Below are 22,208 nucleotides of genomic sequence, written 5' to 3'. Positions count from 1 at the left end.
ATTTAATAACTTTTATAAACTTATAATTTTTTGATTCTATAAAATTTAAAAATAAATAAAGTCATTAAAAGTCTATTTGGGATAATATTTCAAAATGAATTTAGAAGAAAAACTAAAACAACTTCCTAATCAAGCAGGAGTTTATCAATATTTTGATCAAAATGGACATCTTTTATATATTGGAAAAGCTAAGAATCTAAAAAATAGAGTTAAAAGCTATTTTAGGTTTACTCCTAAATTAGAAGCAAATATAGATTTAAGTCCAAGAATTTTTAAAATGATTAGTGAAACTATATCTTTAGAGTGGATTATTGTTCCAAATGAACACGATGCTTTAATTCTAGAGAATTCATTAATCAAACAACTAAAACCAAAATATAATGTTTTATTAAGAGATGATAAAACTTATCCTTATATATATGTTGATTTAAATGAAGATTTCCCAAGACTAGAAATCACTAGAAAGATTGAAAAAGGTAAAAATATAAAATATTTTGGTCCATATTCAAGTGGTGCAAAAGATATGCTTGATAGTATTTATGAAATTATACCTTTGGTTCAAAAAAAATCTTGTATAAAATCCAATAAAGCTTGTCTTTTTTTCCAAATTGGAAAATGTCTAGCTCCTTGTGAAGATAAAATTGATAAAAAAGATTATAAAAAATTACTTGATGATGCATTAACTTATATTTACAATAAATCAAAACTTATAAATAAACTAAAAGAGAAAATGGAGTTTTATTCAAATAATTTTAGATTTGAAGAAGCTTTAAATATACGAGATAGAATAAAAACTATTGAGAAATCTCAAATAAAAACAGCAATAGATTTAACAACAAATGATGATTTAGATATTTTTGCTATAAAATTTAGTTCAAGAAAAGCTGTATTAGTAAAAATGTTCATAAGAGATGGAAAACTTGCATCATCGAGTTATGATTTTATAAAAATGAGTTCAGATTTGGAGTTTGATTTAGAAGAAGCTTATAAAAGATCAATTATAAACTACTATTCAAATGAACTTCCTATTGTTCCAAAAGAGATTTTATTGGCAGATGAAATTTTAGAACTTGAAGATATAGAAGATTTTTTACAAAAAAAATTTAATAAAAAAATTAAAATTATAAATCCTAAAATAGATAAAAAAGCATCTATTATAAAAATTGCTTTAAATAATTGTGATGAACTATTAAGACTTGAAAATTTAAAAGATGAAAATAGTATTTATCGTGATATAAAAGAGCTTTTCTCTTTAAGTGTTGAACCAAATTATATTGAAGTATTTGACAATTCACATTTTATGGGTCAAGCAAGAGTTGGTGGAATGATTGTTTGGGATAAAGAGCTTGAGAGTTTTAATAAAAAAGAGTATAGAAATTATAATCTTGAAAGCCTTGATGAATATTCACAAATGAAAGAGGTTTTATATAGAAGAGTTGAAAGTTTTTCAAAAAGCAGTCCTCCTGATTTATGGATAATTGATGGTGGATCAACTTTATTAAAACTTGCTTTTGAAATAGTTTCTTCTATTGGGGTAAATTTAGATATTATTGCAATTTCTAAGCAAAAGGTTGATGCAAAAGCATATAGGGCTAAAGGAAATGCAAAAGATATTGTTCATTTTAAGCAAAACAAAGAGATAAAAAGCTTGGCTCTTCTTACTAGTGATAAAAGATTACAATTTATTCAAAGATTGAGAGATGAAGCACATAGATTTGCTATAAGTTTTCATAAAAAACAGAAAAGAAAAGAAGATAAAGAGATTTCACTTTTACAAATAAAAGGTATTGGTGAAGCAAAAATCAAAAAGCTTTTACTCTATTTTGGAGAGTTTCAAAAAATTAGAGATGCAAGTTTTGAAGATTTAAAATCAGTGTTAAATGAAAAAGATGCAGAAAATTTAATTGAATATTTTACAAAGGAAAAAAGTGGCGAAGATTCTACTAGATAAAAATAAGCTATTTTATAATTTAGAAGTAATAAGTAATAAAGCAAGAAGTAAAGATAAAGTGGCAATTGTTTTAAAAGACAATGCTTATGGTCACGGTTTAGTTGAAATTGCAAAACTAGTAAGTGAGTTTGGTATTAAAAAAGCAGTTGTAAGAACTATAAAAGATGCACAAAAAATAGAATCATTTTTCCCATATATTTTAGTTCTAGCTGATACATCTTTTCACAACTATTCACATACTTTTCACATAGCAATAAATAGTGTTGAAGATATAAAAAAAGTCCCATCAAAAGCCAATGTTCATCTAAAAATTGATACTGGTATGCATAGAAATGGAATATCTTATGATGAGATAGAAGATGCTATTTTCGGGCTTTTGAAGCAAAAAGCCAATATTGCAGGAGTTTTCACACATCATAGAGGAGCAGATAATTTAAGTACTGATTTTTTTTGGCAAAATGAAAATTTTAATAAAGCAAAAGCTAAGGTTAAAAAGGTATGTGAAAAACTTTTTTTACCTTTACCAGCTTTTCACTCTTGCAATTCTAGTGCTCTTTTTAGAAAGGAATTTTTCGATGAAGATTTTGCTAGAGTTGGTATTGCAACTTATGGATATTTAGATAATTCACAGATTTTAGATTTCCCAAAATTAAAACCTATTATGTCACTTTGGGCAAATAAAATGGCAACAAGAACTTTAGAAAAAGGGCAAAGTGTTGGTTATGGAGGAAACTTTACAGCTGATTCAAAGATGATTGTTTCAACTTATGATATTGGTTATGGAGATGGTTTTTTAAGATTAGATGGAAATACTCCATACCTTACTCCAAAAAATTATAATATTTTAGGAAGAGTATCAATGGACAATCTTTCTATAAATAGTGATGATGATGAAGTTTGTATTTTTGATGATGTTACAAAACTAGCAAAAATACATAATTCAATCTCTTATGAAATTACTTGCTCATTAAAAGAGAATATAAAAAGAGAGATAATAGAATAATATTATTTTTGTATTATTAGGCACTTTTAAATATTATTTATGGTAAAATATTATTTACTAATTTCTTCATAAGGTGCTTAAAATGGATTTCATAAAAAGATCTGTAACTGCAAAGGTAGTTTCTGTTTCAATTATTGCAATTATTATTTCAATGTCAGTTTTGACTTTTTTAATAGTTAAAAAAACTTTTGAAACAATGAAACAAAATAGTGAAATTACTATTTATAAAGAGATTTCTTTATTAGTTGAAAATATAAATACTTTCAATAAAGTATCTAAATCAGGTGCTGATGCTTTAGGCGAAGTATTTTTTAATATGGTAAAAGATATTAAACTTGATAAATCGATTTTAATAAAAATTGGTGATTTATCTACTCCAGCTTTAACTATAAATAATAAAATCATAAATCTAAATTTTGATATTGTTGATATTTTTGAACAAAATACAAAAGGTTCTATTGCTACTATTTTTGTAAAAGATAAAGATGATTTTATAAGAGTTTCAACAAGTTTAAAAAAAGAAGATGGAAGCAGAGCAATTGGTACAAAGCTTGATAAAACTCATCCAAGCTATCAAAAAGTTATAAAAGGTGAAGAGTATTTAGGAAGTGCCTTTTTGTTTGGTAAAAATTATATGTCAAAATATATTCCTATCAAAAAAGATGGTGAGATTATAGCAATAGCATTTATAGGATATGATATTGAAAATGATATAAAAGAGTTATTCAAAACAATTAGTGATAAAAAGATTGGAAATAGTGGTTATTACTATATTTTAAATTCAAACACTTCAAGCAAAGATTATGGTAATTTTATTCTTCATCCTTCTCTTAAAGGAAATGGTTTAGAAATAAGTGATAAAAATGGTTTTTTTATTATTAAAGAGATTTTAAATGCAAAAGAAGGAATGCTAAACTATTTTTGGGAAGGTTCAGAAAAATTTGTTATTTTTGAAATTTTTGAAGATTGGAACTGGACAATTGTAGGTGGTGTAAATTATGATGAAATTTTTGAAGATGCATATAAAACAATGTATCTTATAATATTAGCATCTATTATTACTATGCTTGTGATTTCTTTTTCAATTTTCTTTACTTTAAAAACATCTTTAAACTCTTTAAAAAGTATAAGAGATGGTCTTATTTCATTTTTCAAATATTTAAACAAAGAGATTTCAAGTACAGAAAAAATAAAAATAGACTCTATTGATGAATTTGGAGTAATAGCAAAGCAGATAAATCAAAACATTGAAATAACTGAAAAATCTATTGAAGAAGATAGAAAATTAATTGATGAAACAATTGCTGTTTTAAGCGAATTTGAGCAAGGTGATTTATGTCAAAGATTAAATATAAATGTATCAAACCCTGCATTAACTGAGCTAAAAAATGTTTTAAATAATATGGCTGATAATTTAGAAAATAATATTGACAATGTTTTAGTAATCTTAGAGCAATATGCAAATTATAACTATTTAAATAAAATAGATAAAAAAGGTTTAAAAGAACATCTTTTAAAACTAGCAAATGGAGTAAATAGTCTATCTGATTCTATAACTGAAATGTTAATTGATAATAGAAATATTGGAATGAATCTTGATAAAAGCTCAGATGTTTTATTAAAAAATGTTGATAGATTAAATATTTCTTCAAATGAAGCTGCAGCTTCTTTAGAGCAAACAGCAGCTTCGTTAGAGCAAATTACTTCAAATACAAGAAACAATACTCAAACCATAGAGAAAATTTCACAATCATCAAAAGAGCTTATTAAATCTTCTAATATTGGTGAAACTTTAGCAAATAAAACAACTCTTGCTATGGATGAAATAAACAAAGAAGTAAGTTTGATAAATGAAGCTATTGAAGTAATTGATCAAATAGCATTTCAAACAAATATATTAAGTTTAAATGCAGCAGTTGAAGCAGCAACAGCTGGAGAAGCTGGAAAAGGATTTGCAGTTGTAGCTCAAGAAGTAAGAAATCTTGCAAATAGAAGTGCCGAAGCTGCTAAAGAGATTAAAAATATTGTTGAGATTGCAACTTCTAAAGCAAATGAAGGAAAAGAGATAGCAGCAGATATGATTGAAGGATTTAAAAACCTAAGTCAAAATATATCTAACTCTTCAAATCTTATTTTAGATATAGAAAACTCTTCAAAAGAACAGCTAGTAGGAATTGAACAGATAAACAATGCTATAAATCAACTTGAAAGTCAAACTCAAGAAAATGCAAATATAGCTTCACAAACAAGACAAATTGCTGTTGAAACAGATAATATTGCACAGCTTGTTGTAGATAAAGTAAATGAAAAAGAGTTTTTAGGGAAAAATTAATTTAGGAATTTATATGAATTATAATTTTGATAAAATATGTGAAAGAAAAAATACAGATAGCTCAAAATGGGATACAACAAAAGATGGTGTAATCCCTATGTGGGTTGCTGATATGGATTTTGAAGTTGCTCCAAAAATTGTAGAAAGTATAATCAAGAAAGCAAATCATAAAATATTTGGATATACAATTATTTCTGATAAATATTATGAAGCTGAAATATCTTGGTCTAAAAAGAGATTTAATTTTGATCTACAAAAAGAGTGGATAGAAGCAACGACTGGTGTAATACCTAGCTTAAGCACAATTCTTCAAACATTTTGCAAAAAAGGAGATAAAGTTTTAATTCAATCTCCTGTTTATCACTATTTTAATATTGCAATAAAAAGAAATGAACTTGAAATATTAACAAATAATTTAGTCTATAAAAATAGTAACTATGAAATAAACTTTGAAGATTTTGAAAATAAATTAAAAAATGAAAAGCCAAAACTTTTTATTTTGTGTAATCCTCATAATCCAGTTGGAAGAGTTTGGAGAAAAGATGAACTTATAAAGATGGGGGAACTTTGCTTAAAATACAATGTTTTAGTAATAAGTGATGAAATTCATAGAGATTTGGTTTTTAAAGATTACTCTTTTATTCCATTTGCTTCTATTTGTGAAGATTTTTTACAAAACTCTATTACTTGTACTAGTGCTACAAAAACTTTTAATCTAGCAGGATTAAAAGCTTCAAATATTATTGTTGCAAATCAAGATTTAAGAGTAAAATTGAATGAAAACTTAGTTAAAAATGAGATAAAAAGTTTAAATATTTTTGGTATTGAATCAACAATAAGTGCCTATGAATATTGTGAAGATTGGCTTGAAGAACTCTTAATATATCTTGAAAAAAATAGAGATTTTTTGGAAAATTTTATAGCAAAAAATATCCCAAATATAAAAGTAATAAAAGCAGAAGCTACATATTTAATGTGGTTAGATATAAGTAATTTTGGTTTAGATTCAACAACATTTACAAAAAAACTTGAAGAGATTGGGAAGGTAAGAGTAATCTCTGGAAGCACTTTTGGAGAAAATGGAGATAATTTCATAAGAGTAAATATCGCTTGTCCTAAAAAGATTTTAGAACAAGCTTTAAATGCTTTAAAATTTACTATTGAAAATTTATAAATATTTCTCTGGATTGTTACAATACTCTTGTAAAGTATTTATAAACTTTGATATATGAAAACCATCACAAACAGCATGATGAATTTGCACTGTAACTGCTAATAAAGTTTTATTATTCTCATTTTTATATTTTCCAAGAGTAATAATTGGCTGAAAATAATCTTCAATGTTTTCTACATTTAGATTAAATCCACTATGACTTACCCAAGGAATCATAGAAATATTAAAATGATTTTTTGGCAAATTATATTTTGGAAAAAGCTGTTTTGAAGATTTATACTCATTTATATCATTTTCAATTAATTCTATAAAAGTATCTTTATCTTGATTATATTCACACCATATAGATGAAAAAGTTTCTTCTTTTTCATTAAATATTGTAAAACTTGGATTTAAAAAACCCCAAATTATAAAATCTTCATTCTCTTTCATAATTTTAAACTCTAAAGTTTCATTAACAATTTTAGAAATCATACAAATAATTGAAGAATAAAACTTATATCCATTTTGTTTTGTATATTCAAGAAATTTACTTATTTCTATCTCTGAAGTTAAATTAAAAGTGCATTGTAATTTTCTATAATGTTCAAAATGTTCTTTTCTATTCCAAGAATTTATATCAAAAAACTTATAACTCAAATCCAATCCTTTTCTATTTATTATATCTTTTGCTTCAATATATCCTATTGGAATATCTTTTTTTGTAATACTATAATCAGGAGCTCCAACATTTACTATTCTTGCTGGTTAGTTTGTTACAACTATATATCTTTATCATCTATGATTTTATTTAATAAATCTTGTAAATCCCCTCTATAACTATGCTCTCTTGCATTTCCAGTAATAAAAAGTCTATTTATATTTTCTATGTAGTTGTGTATCATTTTTATCTCTTAATTTTTATTTTTTAAAACCCAGTTATCAAAAAATCGATTGAGTTTATAATCTCTTCTCTTTCATCTTTCAAAGAGCAAACTTTATCTCCAAGATTCTCTATTGAAATTGTTGAAATTTCTTGAGTTGATAATATAACTTCTATACCATTTATATTAAACTTTGGATTTAAAATATTTATAGTTTTATTTGATTTTCTCATAGGAATTACAACTCTTGAAGATAAATTTTTTAAAATATTATTTTGTATATCAATAATATATGGGAAATTCTCTTTTGTCATCTCATTTTTATTTTCATAAACATCAAATTGAGCCATTAAAAACTCCTAAAATGGTCTGAAAAAAGACCCTCTTCTTTTACTCTTTTATTGTAATCATCTATTGCAACTCTATTTTGCTCTTCCCAATTTGCTTTTTCATACTCATATATTAAAGTTTCAAGAGTTTTTTCAACATTTGCAGATATATTTATTTTATATTGTTTTGCTTTTTCCAGCAAGTCAGAGTTTATTGAAATATTTGTAGCTTTTTTCTTTGCATTTTTATTATATATTGCAGTCATATACACATCCTTTATACATATAAATATTGTATAAATTATATCATAAATTACAAACCATCTTCCAAAACATACTCTTTTTTATTTTCAAGGCAAAAATCTAAAAAGAGTTGAAAAGCAAGATTTACCTCATCTTGATTATATCCAGCAACAGATATTACAACTTTTCTTTTATTTCCAATAATTTTTGGTAAAGATGAAAATTCAAGGTTCGTTGGAATTTTTTTCATAACTTCAATTAAATCATTTTCACTACTTACAATTGTTACTGTTTTTCTATATTTTTTTATATTTGAACAACAGTAGTGTTTATCCAAAGCTTCCAAAACCATACTTTGACTCATAGATGGAAATCCTGGTGTAAAAAAAAATCTATCTTCTAAATAAAATCCAGCTACATCATTTACAATATTTTTTAGAAGTTTTGCATCTATTGGAAGATAAGCCATATTTACTCTATGAGGATAGGCTTCATCTTTAAATCTATTTTCTATTCTTTTTTTAGCTTCTTCATTAAATTCCATTTGTGAGTTTGTAAAAGCATCTGCAGCTATTTGTCTTGTAAAATCATCTGGAGTTGCTCCAATTCCACCAAAACTGAACATCACACTATGTTCATCAGATTTTATAAGATTAAATATTTTTAGCATCAACTCTTTATCATCTTCTATTACAAAAGATGCTTTATGTTCCCAACCACGCTTTAAAAGCTCTTGATTTAAAAACTCAAAATGAGCATCTTTCCTTCTTCCATTTAAAAGTTCAGTTCCAATAATTACGCTATAAAAATTTACTCTTTTATTCACTGTTTAAAATCTTTTTTGACTATATTTTTGATAAAATGAAACTTTCCATCTCATCTACAATCTCTTCGATAGTTCGCTCACCATCTATTTTTTTTAAGATATTTTTTGATTCATAAAAATCTTGAATAACTTTTAAAGGTTCTATATATACATTCATTCTGTTGTTAAATACTTCAAGCTTATCATCATCTCCCCTATTTCTTCCAAGCACTCTATCTTTTGCAACTTCTTCGCTTACAACTACTTCTATACAAGATATTAATTCTAGCTCTTTCTCATTTTTCAAATACTCATCCAAAGCACTCATTTGCTCTAAACTTCTAGGATATCCATCTATTATTATTGTATTTGTTGGAGCATTTTTTATAGCATTTACTATCGTTTGTATAGCTATTTTAATTGGTACAATATTTCCAGTATTTACATATTTTGCTATCTCATTTCCTATAACACTTTTTTTCGCCATCTCAGCTCTTAACATATCGCCTGTACTATAGTGAGTTATATTTTCATGTCTTTTTGCTATAAGTTCGGCATCTGTTGTTTTTCCACTTCCTGGAGCTCCGATTATTAAAAATAGTTTTTTCATATCTTACCTTAGTCGATTTTTTAAGCTTTTATTATATCCCAAATCAAGTTAAATTCTTTAGGTCTTATTAAATGCTTTTTTTATACAATATAGGCAAAAAATTTAAGGATAAAATATGAATTTAATGCTATTTGGAGCACCAGGAGCTGGAAAAGGAACACAAGCAAAATTTCTAATCGAGAAATATAATATTCCTCAAATCTCAACAGGAGATATGTTCAGAGCTGCAATTGCAGAGAAAACAAAGATGGGAATGGAAGCAAAAAAGTTTATGGATAAGGGAAAATTAGTTCCAGATGAGACAACTATTGGTATTATCAAAGATAGATTAGCACAAAATGACTGTAAAAATGGATTCATTCTTGATGGTTTTCCAAGAACATTGGCTCAAGCTGAAGCATTAAATGGTTTATTAAAAGATTTAAATATCTCTTTAGATAAAGTTATCTCTTTAAATGTTCCAGATGAGTTAATTGTTGGAAGAATTACAGGTAGAAGAGTTTGTTCAAAATGTGGAGCATCATTTCATGTAGAATTTAATCCATCTAAAAAAGAAAATATCTGTGATTATTGCGAAAGTGATTTAATGATTAGAAAAGATGATAATGCCCAAACTGTAAAAAGCAGACTTGAAGCTTATCATACTCAAACAACACCTTTAATTAACTACTACAAAGAAAAAGGTATTTTTATAGAGCTTGATGGGACAAAAGATGTATCTATTGTAACAGAAGATATGTTTAAAGCTCTTTCATAAATATATAAAAGAAGATTTACCTTCTTCTTTTATCCTTGCATACCAAAGCTAACTTTTGATTTTGAAAAGCTATTTTTAGAAACAACTATCTCTTTTTGTTTTTCCTTTTTTCTTGGATCTTTCTCTACAAATATTTTTTTCTTTGTAAACGGGTCTAATTCTGTATAGTACATAAGAGCAGAGTAAGTTCCTGGAGTTGGAGTAAATACTTGAGCTTGTTCTGGATTTATTTTTAACTCATGAGTAGTAAATTGTTTAAGTTCATGCATATGGCTCTCTTTACATCCTGGATGAGCTGCAATTAAATAGTAAGTTAAAAATTGTTTTTTTCCACTTGTTTTATTTAAATCATCAAACATTTTTTTAAATTCAATTAATGTTTGTTTTCCTGGTTTTCCCATATGATGAAGAACTTCATCACTTGTATGCTCAGGAGCTATTTTCATCTGACCTGATATATGATTATCAATTATCTCTTTTAAGTACTCTTTTCCATATTTTTTATCAGCTGCAATAAAATCATATCTGATCCCTGAAGCTATAAAAGCTTTCTTTACCTTTGGGATAGCTCTTATATCTCTTAAAAGTTTTATATTTCTGCTATGATCTACTTTCATAGTTCTACAAAGTCTATGTGCATCTACACATCTTTTATTATCAATACAAGTTCCAAGATTCATCTTTTTCTTACATTCATAACCATACATATTTGCAGTTGGTCCACCAACATCAGAGATTATTCCTTTAAAATCTTTGAGTGTTGTAAAATGTTTTGCTTCACTTAAAATATTTTGTTCACTTCTTGTTCTTATTGTTCTTCCTTGATGAGCTGCTATTGCACAAAAATTACACTCTCCCCAACATCCATGATGAGTCATAATAGAAAACTTTATTGTCTCCAAAGCTTTAACTTTTCCATCTTTTGTATAAAAAGGATGGGCTTCTCTTTGATATGGATATGAAGCTATTTTATCCATTTCTATCTCTTCTAAATATCTACTTGGTGGATTTTGTATTAAATATCTTCCATCTACTTCTTGACATAATCCTTTTGAATACATTGGGTCATTGTTATCATAAAAAGCTCTAAATAGATCAATATATTTTTCTTTATTCTCTAAACACTCTTTATGTGATGGAATTTGAACATACTCTTTTACAGGCTCTTTTGATATATAACAAAGTCCAGCAATAGTTTTTACATCTTTTCCCTCATTTAGGTAATTGCCTAAATCTATGATTGCTTGTTCACCCATTCCATAAATCATATAATCAGCTTTTGAATCAAATAATATTGGTTTTCTTAAAGAATTTGACCAATAATCATAATGACTTAATCTTCTTAAACTAGCTTCTATTCCACCTAAAACTATTGGAACAGTATTTTTGAAATATCTTCTTATTAAATTTGTATAGACTAAAGTTGCTCTATCTGGTCTTTTATTATTTTTCCCACCAGCTGTATAATCATCATCATTTCTAAACTTTTTTGTAGCAGTATAGTTTGAAACCATAGAATCTATACTTCCACCACTAACTCCCCAAAATAGTTTTGGTTCACCTAATCTTTTAATATCAATATCACTATTAATATCTGGTTGTCCAATAATTCCAACTTTAAAACCAATATCCTCTAAAATTCTTCCAACAACAGCAATACCCATAAAAGGAGAATCTATATATGCATCACCTGTTATTAAAATAACATCTAGCTCATACCAGCCTCTTTCTTGCATCTCTTCTTTTGTTGTTGGTAAAAATTTGTTTTGTTTAATCATTTTTAATCTTTATTTTATTTTTATATTATCAAATTAGCAGTTAGTTTAAAGTTTAGGATTTTGAAGAGAAATTTTTATAAGAATTATTTGAGCAAGTAGCTAAAAGCTACTTTTATTGCTCAACTTTTCTTACTCTTATATGTAAATCTTTTAATTGTGCTTCATCAACTTCTGATGGAGCTTGAGTTAATAAGCATTGAGCTTTTTGAGTTTTAGGGAATGCTATAACATCTCTTATTGAATCAGTTCCAGCAAGTAACATTATCATTCTATCAAGTCCTAAAGCAAATCCACCGTGAGATGGTGCTCCATATTGTAAAGCATCAAGTAAAAACCCAAACTTCTCTTTTGCTTCATCTTCCCCTATTCCCATAAGTTCAAATACTTTTGATTGAATCTCCTCTTTGTGAATTCTTATACTTCCACCACCAAGTTCAGTTCCATTTAAAACAATATCATAAGCTATTGATTCAATCTCTTCTAAATCTTCTTTATTTAAATCTTTTGGCATAGTAAATGGATGATGAAGTGCTTTTGTCTTTCCATCTTCAACTTCAAACATAGGAAAATCAACAACCCATAAAAACTCATATTTATCACTAGGAATAATATTCATCTCATTTGCAAGGAAAAGTCTAAATCTTCCCATGTAATCCCATACAGTTTTTTTATCTCCAGCTCCAAAAAATACAACATCTCCTACTTCAAGATTTGTAACTTTTATAATCTCTTCCAAATCAGCTTCAGTAAAAAACTTTGTAAGCGGACCTTTAAGACCATCTTCTTTCATTTGAAAATATCCAAGTCCTTTTGCACCAAATTTTCTTACATAATCTTCAAAACCTTTCATCTGTCTTTTTGAGAAAACATTATCCCCATTTGGACATCTTAAAGCTTTTATTCTATTATTTTTTTTATCTTTTGCAATATCAGTGAAAATTTCATTTGAAGATTTTTCAAATATATCAATAACATCAATAAGTGGCATATCAAATCTTAAGTCTGGTTTATCACTTCCATAACTCTCCATTGCTTCAGAATATTTCATTCTTTTAAATGTTTTTGGAATATCTTTACCACATTTTGTAAATACATCATAGATTAGTTTTTCAGCAACTTTTATTACATCTTCTTGAGTACAAAAACTCATCTCAACATCTATTTGAGTAAATTCTGGTTGTCTATCTGCTCTTAAATCTTCATCTCTAAAACATTTTGCAATTTGAAAATATCTATCAAATCCTGCAACCATCAAAAGTTGTTTAAATAGTTGTGGAGATTGCGGAAGTGCATAAAATTCTCCAGGATGAACTCTACTTGGAACTAAATAATCTCTTGCACCTTCTGGAGTTGATTTTGTTAAAATTGGAGTTTCTACATCTAAGAATCCTAAGTCATCAAGTGTATTTCTAGCTTGAATAGTTGCTTTACTTCTTAGTTGAAATATATCAAATGATTTTTTACTTCTAAGTTCTAAAAATCTATTTCTTAATTTTATTTCATCATTTACTTTTTCATCTTCTATATCAAAAGGCATAGCTTTTGATCTATTTTCAATAACTAAACTTTCTAAGATAATCTCAATTTTTCCAGTTTCTAAATTTGGATTTTCTAATCCTTCACCTCTTGCTCTAACTTTTCCTTTTGCTATTAAAACAAACTCATCTCTTACAGTTTCAGCAATAGCTAAAGCATCTTTGCAATCTTGTGGATCAGCAACAAGTTGAACTAAACCACTTTTATCTCTTAAATCAATAAAAATAATTCCACCGTGATCTCTTCTACTATTTACCCAACCAGCAACAGTAACTGTTTCTCCGATTAAATTCTCTTTTACACTTGTATTATAATGTGTTCTCAAAATTAAACTCCATTTTTCTAAATAATTGGCGATTCTATCTAAACTCTACTTAATTTTAACAAATCCAAATGGCGTACTTATAAACAATTTTGTACCATATTTAACTTCATTATCTTCAATTTTTGAAGATATTAAATCATTATTTCCATTTATTAAATAGTTTATTCCAACTAAAGTTGAGTAATCTACCCATTCATAATTTATATTTCCACCAAAACTTATAATTGAATCTTCTAATTCATCAACAATTTTCTCTATTGAATTTGCAATAAGTAATCTTTCTCTATCTTTATATTGCGTTAAAGTTAATAAAACGGGGTCATATAAAACTTGAGTTGCAAATATTATTTTTGGTTCTTTTTCATTTGCAACCAGTTGTGATAAAATTAAAGAACTTTTAACTATATCAAGATTTAAAAATATAAAACTATTATTTAATCTCTCATCATCGACAAGATGTTTAAAGTTTATCTCATTTCTTCTAATGCTTTTTTCACTACTTGTAGGAAGTTCTAACTCTTCATAACTTATTTTTAATTTATTTCCTAAATATGTATCTTGGTAAAATAATATATTTTCACCTTCACTATAAAAACTCAATTTCTTTAGTTGTTCAGAATAAGAAATTGAACCAAAAATGAAGTTCTCTTTTTCACCAATAAAATCTTTTTTCTCTATCAAAGGGAAATATATTGTAAGTTCACTACTATCAATCTCTTTTAAAGTTAAAGTTGAGTTTGGAGTAAATAAAGCAATAACTTTATCAATCTTATTGTTTTTAACCTCTTCAATTGCATTATTAATATTTTCTAAACTTTCATCAATACTATCAATTACAAGTATATTATAATCTTTTTCTAAAAAGTTTAAGTATCCTGCGATTGTATTAATTGAACCTTTTGCATATTTTGAAACCAAATTTGATGGATAAATAAATGCAATATTTAATTTACTACTTTCAAGATTACTAATCTCTTCTTCAATTATTTTATCATCCAAAGGATAAATATCACTAGATTGTGACTCTTTAGCTTTTTTAATAGTTTCATCAGTTCTTAAATCTATCTGCTTATCGAAACAACCAGCAAATATAAATGCTAAAATTATTGCACTAATTATATATCTCAAATTAACTCCTCATAAACTGTTTTAATCTTTTTTAAATCTTCATAAGAATCTTTTTTATAAGATGGATTTTTTAGTAAGAATTGTGTAGAAAAAGTTGGTATAAAAGTAAAATTACCATATTTCAAAACATCACCTCTTTTTTGTAAAAATTCTCCATCATCTTTTATAAAATAGTTAAAAACTTTTTCTCCAAAACCTACAATTATTTTTGGTTTTACTAACTCAATTTGCTTAGATAAATAACAAAAACAACTATCATAGTTTTGAATACTTGCTTCAAATTTTGGTCTACATTTAAGCATAGTTGTTATATAAATATCATCTTTATTTAATTTTAAAACATTTTTAATCATATTTAAAAGCATTTCACCACTATTACCATGATAAAACTCTCCTAACTCATCTTCAGTTTTTGAAGGCTCATCACAAATAAACATAATTTTACTATTAATTCTTCCAGATGAAAAAAGTACATTTTTTCTATGTTTTGAAAGCTCACATAAGTGACAAGATTTTACCACTTCTCTAAGCTCAATATTATTTGAAGGTAAAGAGAAATCACAACTACTCTTTTCTTCTATAATAAACTCTTTTGAATAGTTATATCCAAACATCTTTAACATATTAAAATAGTTTAAAATTTGTATTTGTTTTATTTTTGTCATAAAGAGGATTCTACTAAAATTTTACTTTAGTATTGTTTGAAGTGTTAAATAGAGAATTCTCTATTTAACTATTTTTTTCTATGAACTATTCTACCTTTATCCAATGAATAAGGTGTAATTTCTACTGTTACAGTATCATTTGGTAATATTCTAATATAATGCATTCTCATTTTTCCTGAGATATGACATAGTACTATATGACCATTTTCTAGCTGTACTCTAAACATTGCATTTGGCAAGGCTTCTATAACCTTACCATCAACTACGATTACATCATCTTTTGCCACAATATTCCTTTATTCTCGATTGCTTAATATAACTGCTTTACCATCTACAACAGCAACTGTATGCTCGTAGTGGCTTCCTCTTAATCCATCTGCTGAAACAACATCCCATCCATTATCCAAAATAATAGGATTTCTATCTTTTTGACAGATCATCGGTTCAATACAAAAAACCATTCCATTTTTTATTTTTGGACCAGATTTTACACTTCCAAACTCTAAATAATTTGGAATTTCAGGATCTTCATGAGGTTTTCTTCCTATACCATGTCCACAGAATCTAACTAGTGGCTGATATCCTCTTGCAACAATAAAATCTTCAATAGCTTTTGAAAGCTCTTTAAATCTCATTCCTTCTTGAATAATATCAATTGCATAGTATAATGAATCTTTAGCACAAGCAATCAATTCCTCATCTTTTTTAGAAATTTTTCCAATTGGCATAGTAATAGCACTATCACCATACCAACCATCAACTTCTGTTCCAATATCAAGTCCAAGTATATCACCCTCTTTTAAAACAACATCAGATGGTATTCCATGAATAATAACTTCATTTAAAGATGTACAAATTGCATTTGGGAATCCATATAAACCTTTAAATGCAGGTCTTGCACCTAAACTATTTATAAATTTATCTCCCATAGCATCAACTTCTTTTAAAGTCATTCCTGCTTTTACATTCTCTTCTAAATATTTTAGAGTTTTTGCAACAGCTTGATTTGCAACAAGTAGTTTTTCAATCTCTTGTGGTTTTCTAATAGCAATAGACATCTTAAAGTCCAACCGCGCTTAGAGTTTGATATTTACTCGAATATTGTTGAGCTTCAATTTTTCTCATAGTATCAATAGCAACTTGAACTACAATTAAAACAGATACCCCACCAAAATAAAATGGTACACCCATAGCTTTTACAATTAACCAAGGTAAAGTTGAGATAAGCCCTAGATATATTGCTCCCCAAAAAGTTAATCTTCCAGCTACATCATTTAAATATCCAGCAGTGCTTTCTCCAGGTCTAACACCAGGAATAAAACCACCTTGTCTTTTTAAATTTTCACTAATATCTTTTGCATTAAATGTAATTGATGCATAAAAGAATGCAAAGAAAACTACAAATAAGAACATAAATAGATTAAAAGTATAAGAACTTGGATTTAAATAATCAGCAATTACTACTAGATATGGATTTTGACTACCCTGTAAAACAGTTGCTGGAAACATCAAAATTGCACTTGCAAAAATTGCTGGTATTACTCCACTTAAATTTACTTTAATTGGAATATAATTCATAACTCTTTTATGTTGATTTTGCATAATTACTTTTCTTGAATAAGAAACTGGAACTCTTCTTTCACCTAATTCAACATAAATAATAGCTCCAACAGTTGCAAGAATTATAAGTAAAATTCCAATAACTGCAAAAATACTCATTTGTCCATTATTAACTAAATCAACAGTTCCACCAATAGCGCTTGGAATTGCTGAAACAATACCTGCAAAGATAATTAATGAAATACCATTTCCTATACCTCTTTGAGTAATTTGCTCTCCAATCCACATTAAAAGCATTGTTCCTGTTAGCATAGAAATAGCTGAAACTGCTATAAATGTATTCATATCTATTGAAATTGCTGCTTGTCCACCTTGCCCTGTTAAAGAGTTTAGACCAATTGAAACACCAATAGATTGGATTAAAGTAATAACTATAGTTGTATATCTAATGATTTGCATATATTTTTGCATACCATCTCGCTCTTTTTTTAATTTTGCAAGAGCTGGAAAAGTTGCTGCTAGAAGTTCCATTATAATAGAAGCTGTGATGTAAGGCATAATACCTAGTGAGATAATACTCAGTCTTTCAACTGCATTTCCACTAAACATATTTACTAATCCTAATGCATTTCCTGCATTTGAATCAAAAAATTCTTTTACTACATCTATATTTACTCCAGGTACTGGCACATAAGCCAGTAACCTGTAAAGAAAAATAAAACCTAATGTAATAAAAATCTTATTTATTAGATCTTTACTCATAATTATTTACCAGTAGTTGTAACGTTTTCGTCTTTAATCTTAACACTTAAATTTTTAGCAGTAGCTCCAATAAGTTTAACTTTTTCAACACTTTTTGATAGTTTATATACAGTTTTAATACTCTCTAAAGTAATTTCATCTAAAGAAGCAATAGCTGTAATTTTATCAACATTTAGTGAATAAGGTTTAACTACTCTTGAAACAAATCCTACTTTTGGTAATCTTCTTGAAAGTGGTTGTTGTCCACCTTCAAAACCTCTTTTTACATTGTAACCAGCTCTAGCTCTTTGACCTTTATGTCCTTTACCAGCTGTTTTACCATTACCACTACCTTGACCTCTACCTTTTCTTTTAGCTTCTCTTGTACTTCCACAAGCAGCTTGTAAATTGTCTAATATCATCTTTTATCCTTTTATTCTTGCAAGTGCTTCAACTGTAGCTTGTACAAGGTTATTTGGATTATTTGAACCTAAAGATTTAGCAATAATATCTTTTAAACCAGAAAGCTCAAGAACAGGTCTAGCAGCTCCTCCAGCTATTAATCCAGTTCCTTCAGAAGCTGGTTTTAATAATATTTTACTTGAATTATATTTATGTTCAATATCATGTGCAATTGTAGTACCTTTAATTGAGATAGTTACTAAACTTTTAAATGCATCATCTAAAGCTTTTTTAATTGCATCAGGAACCTCTTTTGCTTTTCCTGTTCCAAATCCTACTGTTCCGTTTTTATCACCAACAACAACTAAAGCTGTAAATCTGAATCTTCTTCCACCTTTTACAACTTTTGTTACTCTTCCGATTTTAACGATTGCTTCTTGAAAGTCTTCTCTATTTACTGCCATCATTAATCCTTATAATTTAATACCATTTTCTCTTAATGCGTCAGCAAATGCTGCAACAACACCATGATAAAGATATCCGTTTCTATCGTATACTACTGTATCTATTCCAGCTGCTTTTAACTTAGAAGCAAACTCAGCTGCAACTTTAGAAGCGTTCTCTTTATTTCCATTTAATCCCATAGCTTGAGAGCTAATTGAAGCTAAAGTTCTACCTTCAGCATCATTAATAGCTTGTGCACTAATGAATTTATTAGATTTAAAAATAGTTACTCTTGGCTTTTCTGCTGTACCAAAAATATTAGCTCTAACTCTTTTCTTTCTTTTAATTCTTAAAGCAATTTTTTTTGCTAGATCTTTTACTCTACTCATAGTTACACCTTACTTCTTAGCCGTTTTTCCAGCTTTTCTGATGATTCTCTCATCAGTATACTTAACACCTTTACCTTTGTAAGGTTCTGGTTTTCTAAAGCCTCTAATAATTGCAGCAGCTTGACCAACTTGTTGTTTATCTGCACCTTTAACAGTAATTATATTTTTCTCAACCGAGATTTCTAAACCTTTTTGAATTTCAAAATTAATTGGGTGAGAATATCCTAAGATTAACTCTAAAACATTACCTTTTACAGCTGCTTTATACCCAACTCCATTGATTTCTAAAGTTTTAGTAAAACCTTCGTGAAGTCCATTGATAGCATTTGCTGATAAAGCTCTATATGTTCCCCAGAAAGCTGCTGATTCTTTTGTATCACCAACCTTTGAAAGAACTAATTGTTTATCTTCAACTTTTGCATCAACTCTTCCATGAGTCTCAACTACTGAAACATTGTTTCCCTTTTTAACACTAATTTGTGTTCCATCTATTGTTACTTCAATTCCTGCAGGAATTGCGATAGGTCTTTTTCCAATTCTAGACATTATACTCTCCTACCAAACAGTACAAAGTACTTCTCCACCAACATTAGCTGCATATGCTTCATCATTTGCAATAACACCTTTGTTAGTTGAAAGAATAATAGTACCGTAACCATTTTTAAAGTTTTTAATTTCAGAAGCTGGTTTATAAACTCTTCTTCCTGGTTTTGAAACTCTTACAATTTCGTTAATTGCTGATTTTTCTTTATCATCATATTTTAATTCAACTTGAATCGTCTTTTTATTATTTGTACCTTCGATAACTTTAAAACCAGAAATATACTCTTTTTGTAAAAGGACATTAACCACACCAGCCACTGTGTTAGAGTGTATTAGTGTTGTAACTTCTAATCTTCTCATAGAAGCATTTCTTATTCTAGTTAAAGCATCTGCGATTAAATCATTCATCATAGCTTTTTTCTCCTACCAACTAGCTTTTCTAACACCAGGTAATAAACCTTCGTTAGCCATTTTTCTTAAACAAACTCTACATAGACCAAAATCTTTATATACTGAGTGAGGTCTTCCACAAACAGAACATCTTGTGTATGCTCTTACAGCAAACTTAGGTGTTCTTTGTTGTTTAGCGATCATAGATTTTTTTGCCATTACGCTCTTCCTTTTGAAAATGGAATTCCAATTAACTCTAATAGTCTATATGCTTCAGCATCGCTTGTTGCACTTGTAGATATTGAAATATTCATTCCATGTGTTTTAATGATGTTATCATAAACTACTTCTGGGAACATTAATTGTTCATCAAGTCCGAAGTTAAAGTTTCCTCTACCATCAAATCCATTCTTATTAACACCTCTAAAGTCTTTTACTCTTGGTAATGCAATTGAGCAAAGTTTATCTAAGAAGTAATACATATTTTGACCTCTTAATGTTACTTTAACACCAACAGGCATTCCTTCTCTAACTTTAAATCCAGCAACAGATTTTTTAGCAATAACTTTAACTGCTTTTTGACCTGCAATTAAAGAGATTGTATCTTGGATGTTTTGGATTAGCTTTGTATCTTTCATAGCTTCACCAGCACCAACAGAGATAACAATTTTATCAACTTTAGCTGTTAAAGTTTTGTTTTTAGGAAACTCTGTTTCAAGAACTGGTTTAATTTCAGCTTTATATCTTTCTAATAGTCTTGATGCCATATTTTACCCTTCCACTTTTGCCACATTTGAAATATCAATTGGCATCTCTTTATTTATAAATCCACCATCTGGATTTCTTTCTTGGTCTGGTTTAACTGTTTTTTTAGCAACTTTACAATCTTTTACGATTACTTGGTTTGATTTTGGTAATACTTGTAAAACTTCTCCAGTTTTTCCTTTATCATCACCAGCAATGATTTTAACTGTATCACCTTTTTTAATTTTCAACTTAATAGACATTATAATACCTCCGGTGCAAGTGAAACGATTTTCATAAATCCTGAATATCTAACTTCTCTGGCAACTGGTCCAAAAATTCTTGTTCCAATAGGCTCTCTTTTAGTATCTAAAATAACAGCTGCGTTGTCATCAAATCTAATTAATGAACCATTTTCTCTTTGAACTTCTTTATGAGTTCTAACGATAACTGCTTTAACAACTTGCCCTTTTTTGATTTTTCCAGTTGGAAGAGCTTTTTTAACAGAAGCTACAATTACATCTCCAACAGTTGCATATCTTCTTTTAGAACCACCTAAAACTTTGATACACATAATCTCTTTTGCACCTGTATTATCAGCTACATTTAATCTTGTAAAACTTTGAATCATTATTTAACTCCTGTAGCAACTACTGTCTTTAATCTAAAAGATTTAGTTTTTGACAATGGTCTACATTCAACTGCGATCACAGTATCACCTTCATTTAACTCATTTTTTTCATCATGAATTAAATATTTTTTAAATCTTTTAACAGTTTTATGATATTTTGGGTGTAAAACTGATCTTGTAACTAAAACAGAAGCTGTTTTATCACCAGATTTTTTAACAACTACACCTTGAATCTCTCTTTTGTGTGACATCTATAGATCCTTAGTTAGCTTTAACAGCTGTAATAGCAGTCTGAATTCTAGCAATATCTTTTTTTGCTACATTCAACTCAGATGTATTAGTTAACTGCATAGTTTTTAGCTTAGCTTTTAATTCAAAAAGTAGCACCTTTTTCTCTTTTAATAACGCTTGTAATTCTACCAAGCTTTTGTCTTTAATCTCAGTATAGTTCATTTTCGCTATCTCTTGTTATAAATTTAGTTTTAAATGGTAATTTGTGCATAGCTAAAGCCAAAGCTTCTCTTGCTAATTCTTCATCAACACCAGCCATTTCAAAACATACTCTTCCTGGCTTAATGTTCATAACCCATTTGTCTACTGAACCTTTACCTTTACCCATTCTTGTTTCAAGTGGTTTAGCTGTAAGAGGTTTGTCAGGGAATACCATAATCCATACTTTTGCTTGTCTTTTAACTTTTCTAGTCATTGCAACCCTAGAAGCTTCGATTTGTCTTGAATCTACTCTTCCGTGTTCAACTGCTTTAATTCCGAAATCTCCATAAGCTAAAGAGTTACCTCTATGAGCTTCACCTCGATTTCTTCCTTTCATCATCTTTCTAAATTTTGTTCTTTTAGGCATTAACAT

30 protein-coding genes are annotated in these 22,208 nt (G+C 27.9%); 5 read left to right on the top strand and 25 right to left on the bottom strand.

The features are described from left to right. Nucleotides 1–94 precede the first annotated feature (94 nt). The 4 genes from uvrC to ATH_RS03200 all read left to right on the top strand — a co-directional run bounded on the left by uvrC (nucleotide 95) and on the right by ATH_RS03200 (nucleotide 6,460). Nucleotides 95–1,951: an excinuclease ABC subunit UvrC gene (gene uvrC, locus ATH_RS03215; RefSeq protein WP_066184856.1), complete on the top strand. Its 1,857-nt coding sequence runs from the start codon at nucleotides 95–97 to the stop codon at nucleotides 1,949–1,951. Then, the gene (locus ATH_RS03210) at nucleotides 1,929–2,954 is read left to right on the top strand and encodes an alanine racemase (protein ID WP_066184855.1); all 1,026 of its coding nucleotides are present in this window, start codon (nucleotides 1,929–1,931) and stop codon (nucleotides 2,952–2,954) included. The genes uvrC and ATH_RS03210 overlap by 23 nt, the downstream gene beginning before the upstream one ends. Before the next feature lie 82 nt (nucleotides 2,955–3,036). Beyond that, nucleotides 3,037–5,286, top strand: coding sequence for a methyl-accepting chemotaxis protein (locus ATH_RS03205; RefSeq protein WP_066184854.1), 2,250 nt, complete (start codon nucleotides 3,037–3,039; stop codon nucleotides 5,284–5,286). Nucleotides 5,287–5,299: 13 nt separating this feature from the next. Beyond that, complete coding sequence (locus ATH_RS03200) at nucleotides 5,300–6,460, top strand: MalY/PatB family protein (protein ID WP_066184853.1); 1,161 nt, start codon at nucleotides 5,300–5,302, stop codon at nucleotides 6,458–6,460. Here the strand turns inward: ATH_RS03200 and ATH_RS03195 are convergent. The 6 genes from ATH_RS03195 to ATH_RS03175 all read right to left on the bottom strand — a co-directional run bounded on the left by ATH_RS03195 (nucleotide 6,455) and on the right by ATH_RS03175 (nucleotide 9,310). Continuing rightward, nucleotides 6,455–7,099 (bottom strand): CatA-like O-acetyltransferase, encoded by a 645-nt coding sequence (locus tag ATH_RS03195; RefSeq protein ID WP_066184852.1) that lies wholly within the window; start codon nucleotides 7,097–7,099, stop codon nucleotides 6,455–6,457. The two genes, ATH_RS03200 and ATH_RS03195, sit on opposite strands and share 6 nt — an antisense overlap. Nucleotides 7,100–7,221: 122 nt before the next feature. Next, nucleotides 7,222–7,344 (bottom strand): hypothetical protein, encoded by a 123-nt coding sequence (locus tag ATH_RS09985; protein WP_257122322.1) that lies wholly within the window; start codon nucleotides 7,342–7,344, stop codon nucleotides 7,222–7,224. A 23-nt stretch (nucleotides 7,345–7,367) separates the two neighbouring features. Then, on the bottom strand, nucleotides 7,368–7,673 hold the full coding sequence (locus ATH_RS03190) for a CcdB family protein (protein ID WP_066184851.1): 306 nt from the start codon (nucleotides 7,671–7,673) through the stop codon (nucleotides 7,368–7,370). Continuing rightward, on the bottom strand, nucleotides 7,673–7,918 hold the full coding sequence (locus ATH_RS03185) for a type II toxin-antitoxin system CcdA family antitoxin (RefSeq protein ID WP_066184850.1): 246 nt from the start codon (nucleotides 7,916–7,918) through the stop codon (nucleotides 7,673–7,675). Before ATH_RS03185 ends, ATH_RS03190 begins: the two co-directional genes overlap by 1 nt. A 47-nt stretch (nucleotides 7,919–7,965) precedes the next feature. Further along, nucleotides 7,966–8,721, bottom strand: coding sequence for a competence/damage-inducible protein A (locus ATH_RS03180; RefSeq protein ID WP_066184849.1), 756 nt, complete (start codon nucleotides 8,719–8,721; stop codon nucleotides 7,966–7,968). Between the two features lie 19 nt (nucleotides 8,722–8,740). Next, a complete protein-coding gene (locus tag ATH_RS03175; protein ID WP_066184848.1) occupies nucleotides 8,741–9,310 on the bottom strand; it encodes an adenylate kinase in 570 nt (189 codons plus the stop codon). A 115-nt stretch (nucleotides 9,311–9,425) separates the two neighbouring features. On the opposite strand from ATH_RS03175, the gene ATH_RS03170 reads away from it, so the two are divergent. Then, nucleotides 9,426–10,067, top strand: coding sequence for an adenylate kinase (locus tag ATH_RS03170; RefSeq protein ID WP_066184847.1), 642 nt, complete (start codon nucleotides 9,426–9,428; stop codon nucleotides 10,065–10,067). 29 nt (nucleotides 10,068–10,096) lie between these two features. Here the strand turns inward: ATH_RS03170 and ATH_RS03165 are convergent, their stop codons facing one another. From ATH_RS03165 to rplP, 19 genes are all read right to left on the bottom strand, one after another. Then, nucleotides 10,097–11,845: a YgiQ family radical SAM protein gene (locus ATH_RS03165; protein ID WP_083190979.1), complete on the bottom strand. Its 1,749-nt coding sequence runs from the start codon at nucleotides 11,843–11,845 to the stop codon at nucleotides 10,097–10,099. A gap of 112 nt (nucleotides 11,846–11,957) precedes the next feature. Then, nucleotides 11,958–13,706: an aspartate--tRNA ligase gene (gene aspS / locus ATH_RS03160; protein ID WP_066184846.1), complete on the bottom strand. Its 1,749-nt coding sequence runs from the start codon at nucleotides 13,704–13,706 to the stop codon at nucleotides 11,958–11,960. Nucleotides 13,707–13,751: 45 nt separating this feature from the next. After that, a complete protein-coding gene (locus tag ATH_RS03155; RefSeq protein ID WP_066184845.1) occupies nucleotides 13,752–14,834 on the bottom strand; it encodes a hypothetical protein in 1,083 nt (360 codons plus the stop codon). Next, nucleotides 14,831–15,499 carry a uracil-DNA glycosylase gene (locus ATH_RS03150; RefSeq protein ID WP_066184844.1) on the bottom strand — a complete coding sequence of 223 codons (669 nt, stop codon included), beginning with the start codon at nucleotides 15,497–15,499 and terminating at the stop codon, nucleotides 14,831–14,833. Before ATH_RS03150 ends, ATH_RS03155 begins: the two co-directional genes overlap by 4 nt. A gap of 68 nt (nucleotides 15,500–15,567) precedes the next feature. Next, a complete protein-coding gene (gene infA / locus ATH_RS03145; RefSeq protein ID WP_066173237.1) occupies nucleotides 15,568–15,786 on the bottom strand; it encodes a translation initiation factor IF-1 in 219 nt (72 codons plus the stop codon). 9 nt (nucleotides 15,787–15,795) lie between these two features. Then, a complete protein-coding gene (gene map / locus ATH_RS03140) occupies nucleotides 15,796–16,557 on the bottom strand; it encodes a type I methionyl aminopeptidase (protein WP_066184843.1) in 762 nt (253 codons plus the stop codon). A gap of 1 nt (nucleotide 16,558) precedes the next feature. Continuing rightward, complete coding sequence (secY, locus tag ATH_RS03135; RefSeq protein WP_066184842.1) at nucleotides 16,559–17,821, bottom strand: preprotein translocase subunit SecY; 1,263 nt, start codon at nucleotides 17,819–17,821, stop codon at nucleotides 16,559–16,561. 2 nt (nucleotides 17,822–17,823) lie between these two features. Then, nucleotides 17,824–18,222: a 50S ribosomal protein L15 gene (gene rplO / locus ATH_RS03130; protein WP_066184841.1), complete on the bottom strand. Its 399-nt coding sequence runs from the start codon at nucleotides 18,220–18,222 to the stop codon at nucleotides 17,824–17,826. Nucleotides 18,223–18,225: 3 nt separating this feature from the next. Beyond that, nucleotides 18,226–18,666 (bottom strand): 30S ribosomal protein S5, encoded by a 441-nt coding sequence (gene rpsE, locus ATH_RS03125; RefSeq protein WP_076605212.1) that lies wholly within the window; start codon nucleotides 18,664–18,666, stop codon nucleotides 18,226–18,228. A gap of 9 nt (nucleotides 18,667–18,675) precedes the next feature. Next, entirely contained in the window at nucleotides 18,676–19,035 is a 360-nt protein-coding gene (rplR, locus tag ATH_RS03120; RefSeq protein ID WP_066173221.1) for a 50S ribosomal protein L18, read from the bottom strand. A gap of 9 nt (nucleotides 19,036–19,044) precedes the next feature. Beyond that, complete coding sequence (gene rplF, locus ATH_RS03115; RefSeq protein ID WP_066184840.1) at nucleotides 19,045–19,581, bottom strand: 50S ribosomal protein L6; 537 nt, start codon at nucleotides 19,579–19,581, stop codon at nucleotides 19,045–19,047. 9 nt (nucleotides 19,582–19,590) lie between these two features. Then, on the bottom strand, nucleotides 19,591–19,989 hold the full coding sequence (gene rpsH, locus ATH_RS03110; protein WP_066184839.1) for a 30S ribosomal protein S8: 399 nt from the start codon (nucleotides 19,987–19,989) through the stop codon (nucleotides 19,591–19,593). 12 nt (nucleotides 19,990–20,001) lie between these two features. Beyond that, nucleotides 20,002–20,187: a type Z 30S ribosomal protein S14 gene (locus ATH_RS03105; RefSeq protein ID WP_024776091.1), complete on the bottom strand. Its 186-nt coding sequence runs from the start codon at nucleotides 20,185–20,187 to the stop codon at nucleotides 20,002–20,004. Continuing rightward, nucleotides 20,187–20,735, bottom strand: coding sequence for a 50S ribosomal protein L5 (gene rplE, locus ATH_RS03100; protein ID WP_066184838.1), 549 nt, complete (start codon nucleotides 20,733–20,735; stop codon nucleotides 20,187–20,189). Before rplE ends, ATH_RS03105 begins: the two co-directional genes overlap by 1 nt. Nucleotides 20,736–20,738: 3 nt before the next feature. Continuing rightward, nucleotides 20,739–20,975, bottom strand: coding sequence for a 50S ribosomal protein L24 (gene rplX, locus ATH_RS03095; protein ID WP_066187585.1), 237 nt, complete (start codon nucleotides 20,973–20,975; stop codon nucleotides 20,739–20,741). Beyond that, nucleotides 20,975–21,343 (bottom strand): 50S ribosomal protein L14, encoded by a 369-nt coding sequence (gene rplN / locus ATH_RS03090; protein WP_066184836.1) that lies wholly within the window; start codon nucleotides 21,341–21,343, stop codon nucleotides 20,975–20,977. Before rplN ends, rplX begins: the two co-directional genes overlap by 1 nt. Beyond that, nucleotides 21,343–21,594 (bottom strand): 30S ribosomal protein S17, encoded by a 252-nt coding sequence (rpsQ, locus tag ATH_RS03085; protein ID WP_066184835.1) that lies wholly within the window; start codon nucleotides 21,592–21,594, stop codon nucleotides 21,343–21,345. Before rpsQ ends, rplN begins: the two co-directional genes overlap by 1 nt. Before the next feature lie 10 nt (nucleotides 21,595–21,604). Beyond that, nucleotides 21,605–21,796, bottom strand: coding sequence for a 50S ribosomal protein L29 (gene rpmC, locus ATH_RS03080; RefSeq protein WP_066173203.1), 192 nt, complete (start codon nucleotides 21,794–21,796; stop codon nucleotides 21,605–21,607). Continuing rightward, on the bottom strand, nucleotides 21,783–22,208 hold the full coding sequence (gene rplP / locus ATH_RS03075; protein ID WP_066173200.1) for a 50S ribosomal protein L16: 426 nt from the start codon (nucleotides 22,206–22,208) through the stop codon (nucleotides 21,783–21,785). The genes rpmC and rplP overlap by 14 nt, the downstream gene beginning before the upstream one ends.

It is taken from the genome of Aliarcobacter thereius LMG 24486, assembly GCF_004214815.1.
Classification (GTDB): Bacteria; Campylobacterota; Campylobacteria; order Campylobacterales; family Arcobacteraceae; genus Aliarcobacter; species Aliarcobacter thereius.
The sequence above is the reverse complement of the archived record's forward strand: the minus strand, read 5'-3'. Positions and strand labels throughout refer to the sequence as shown.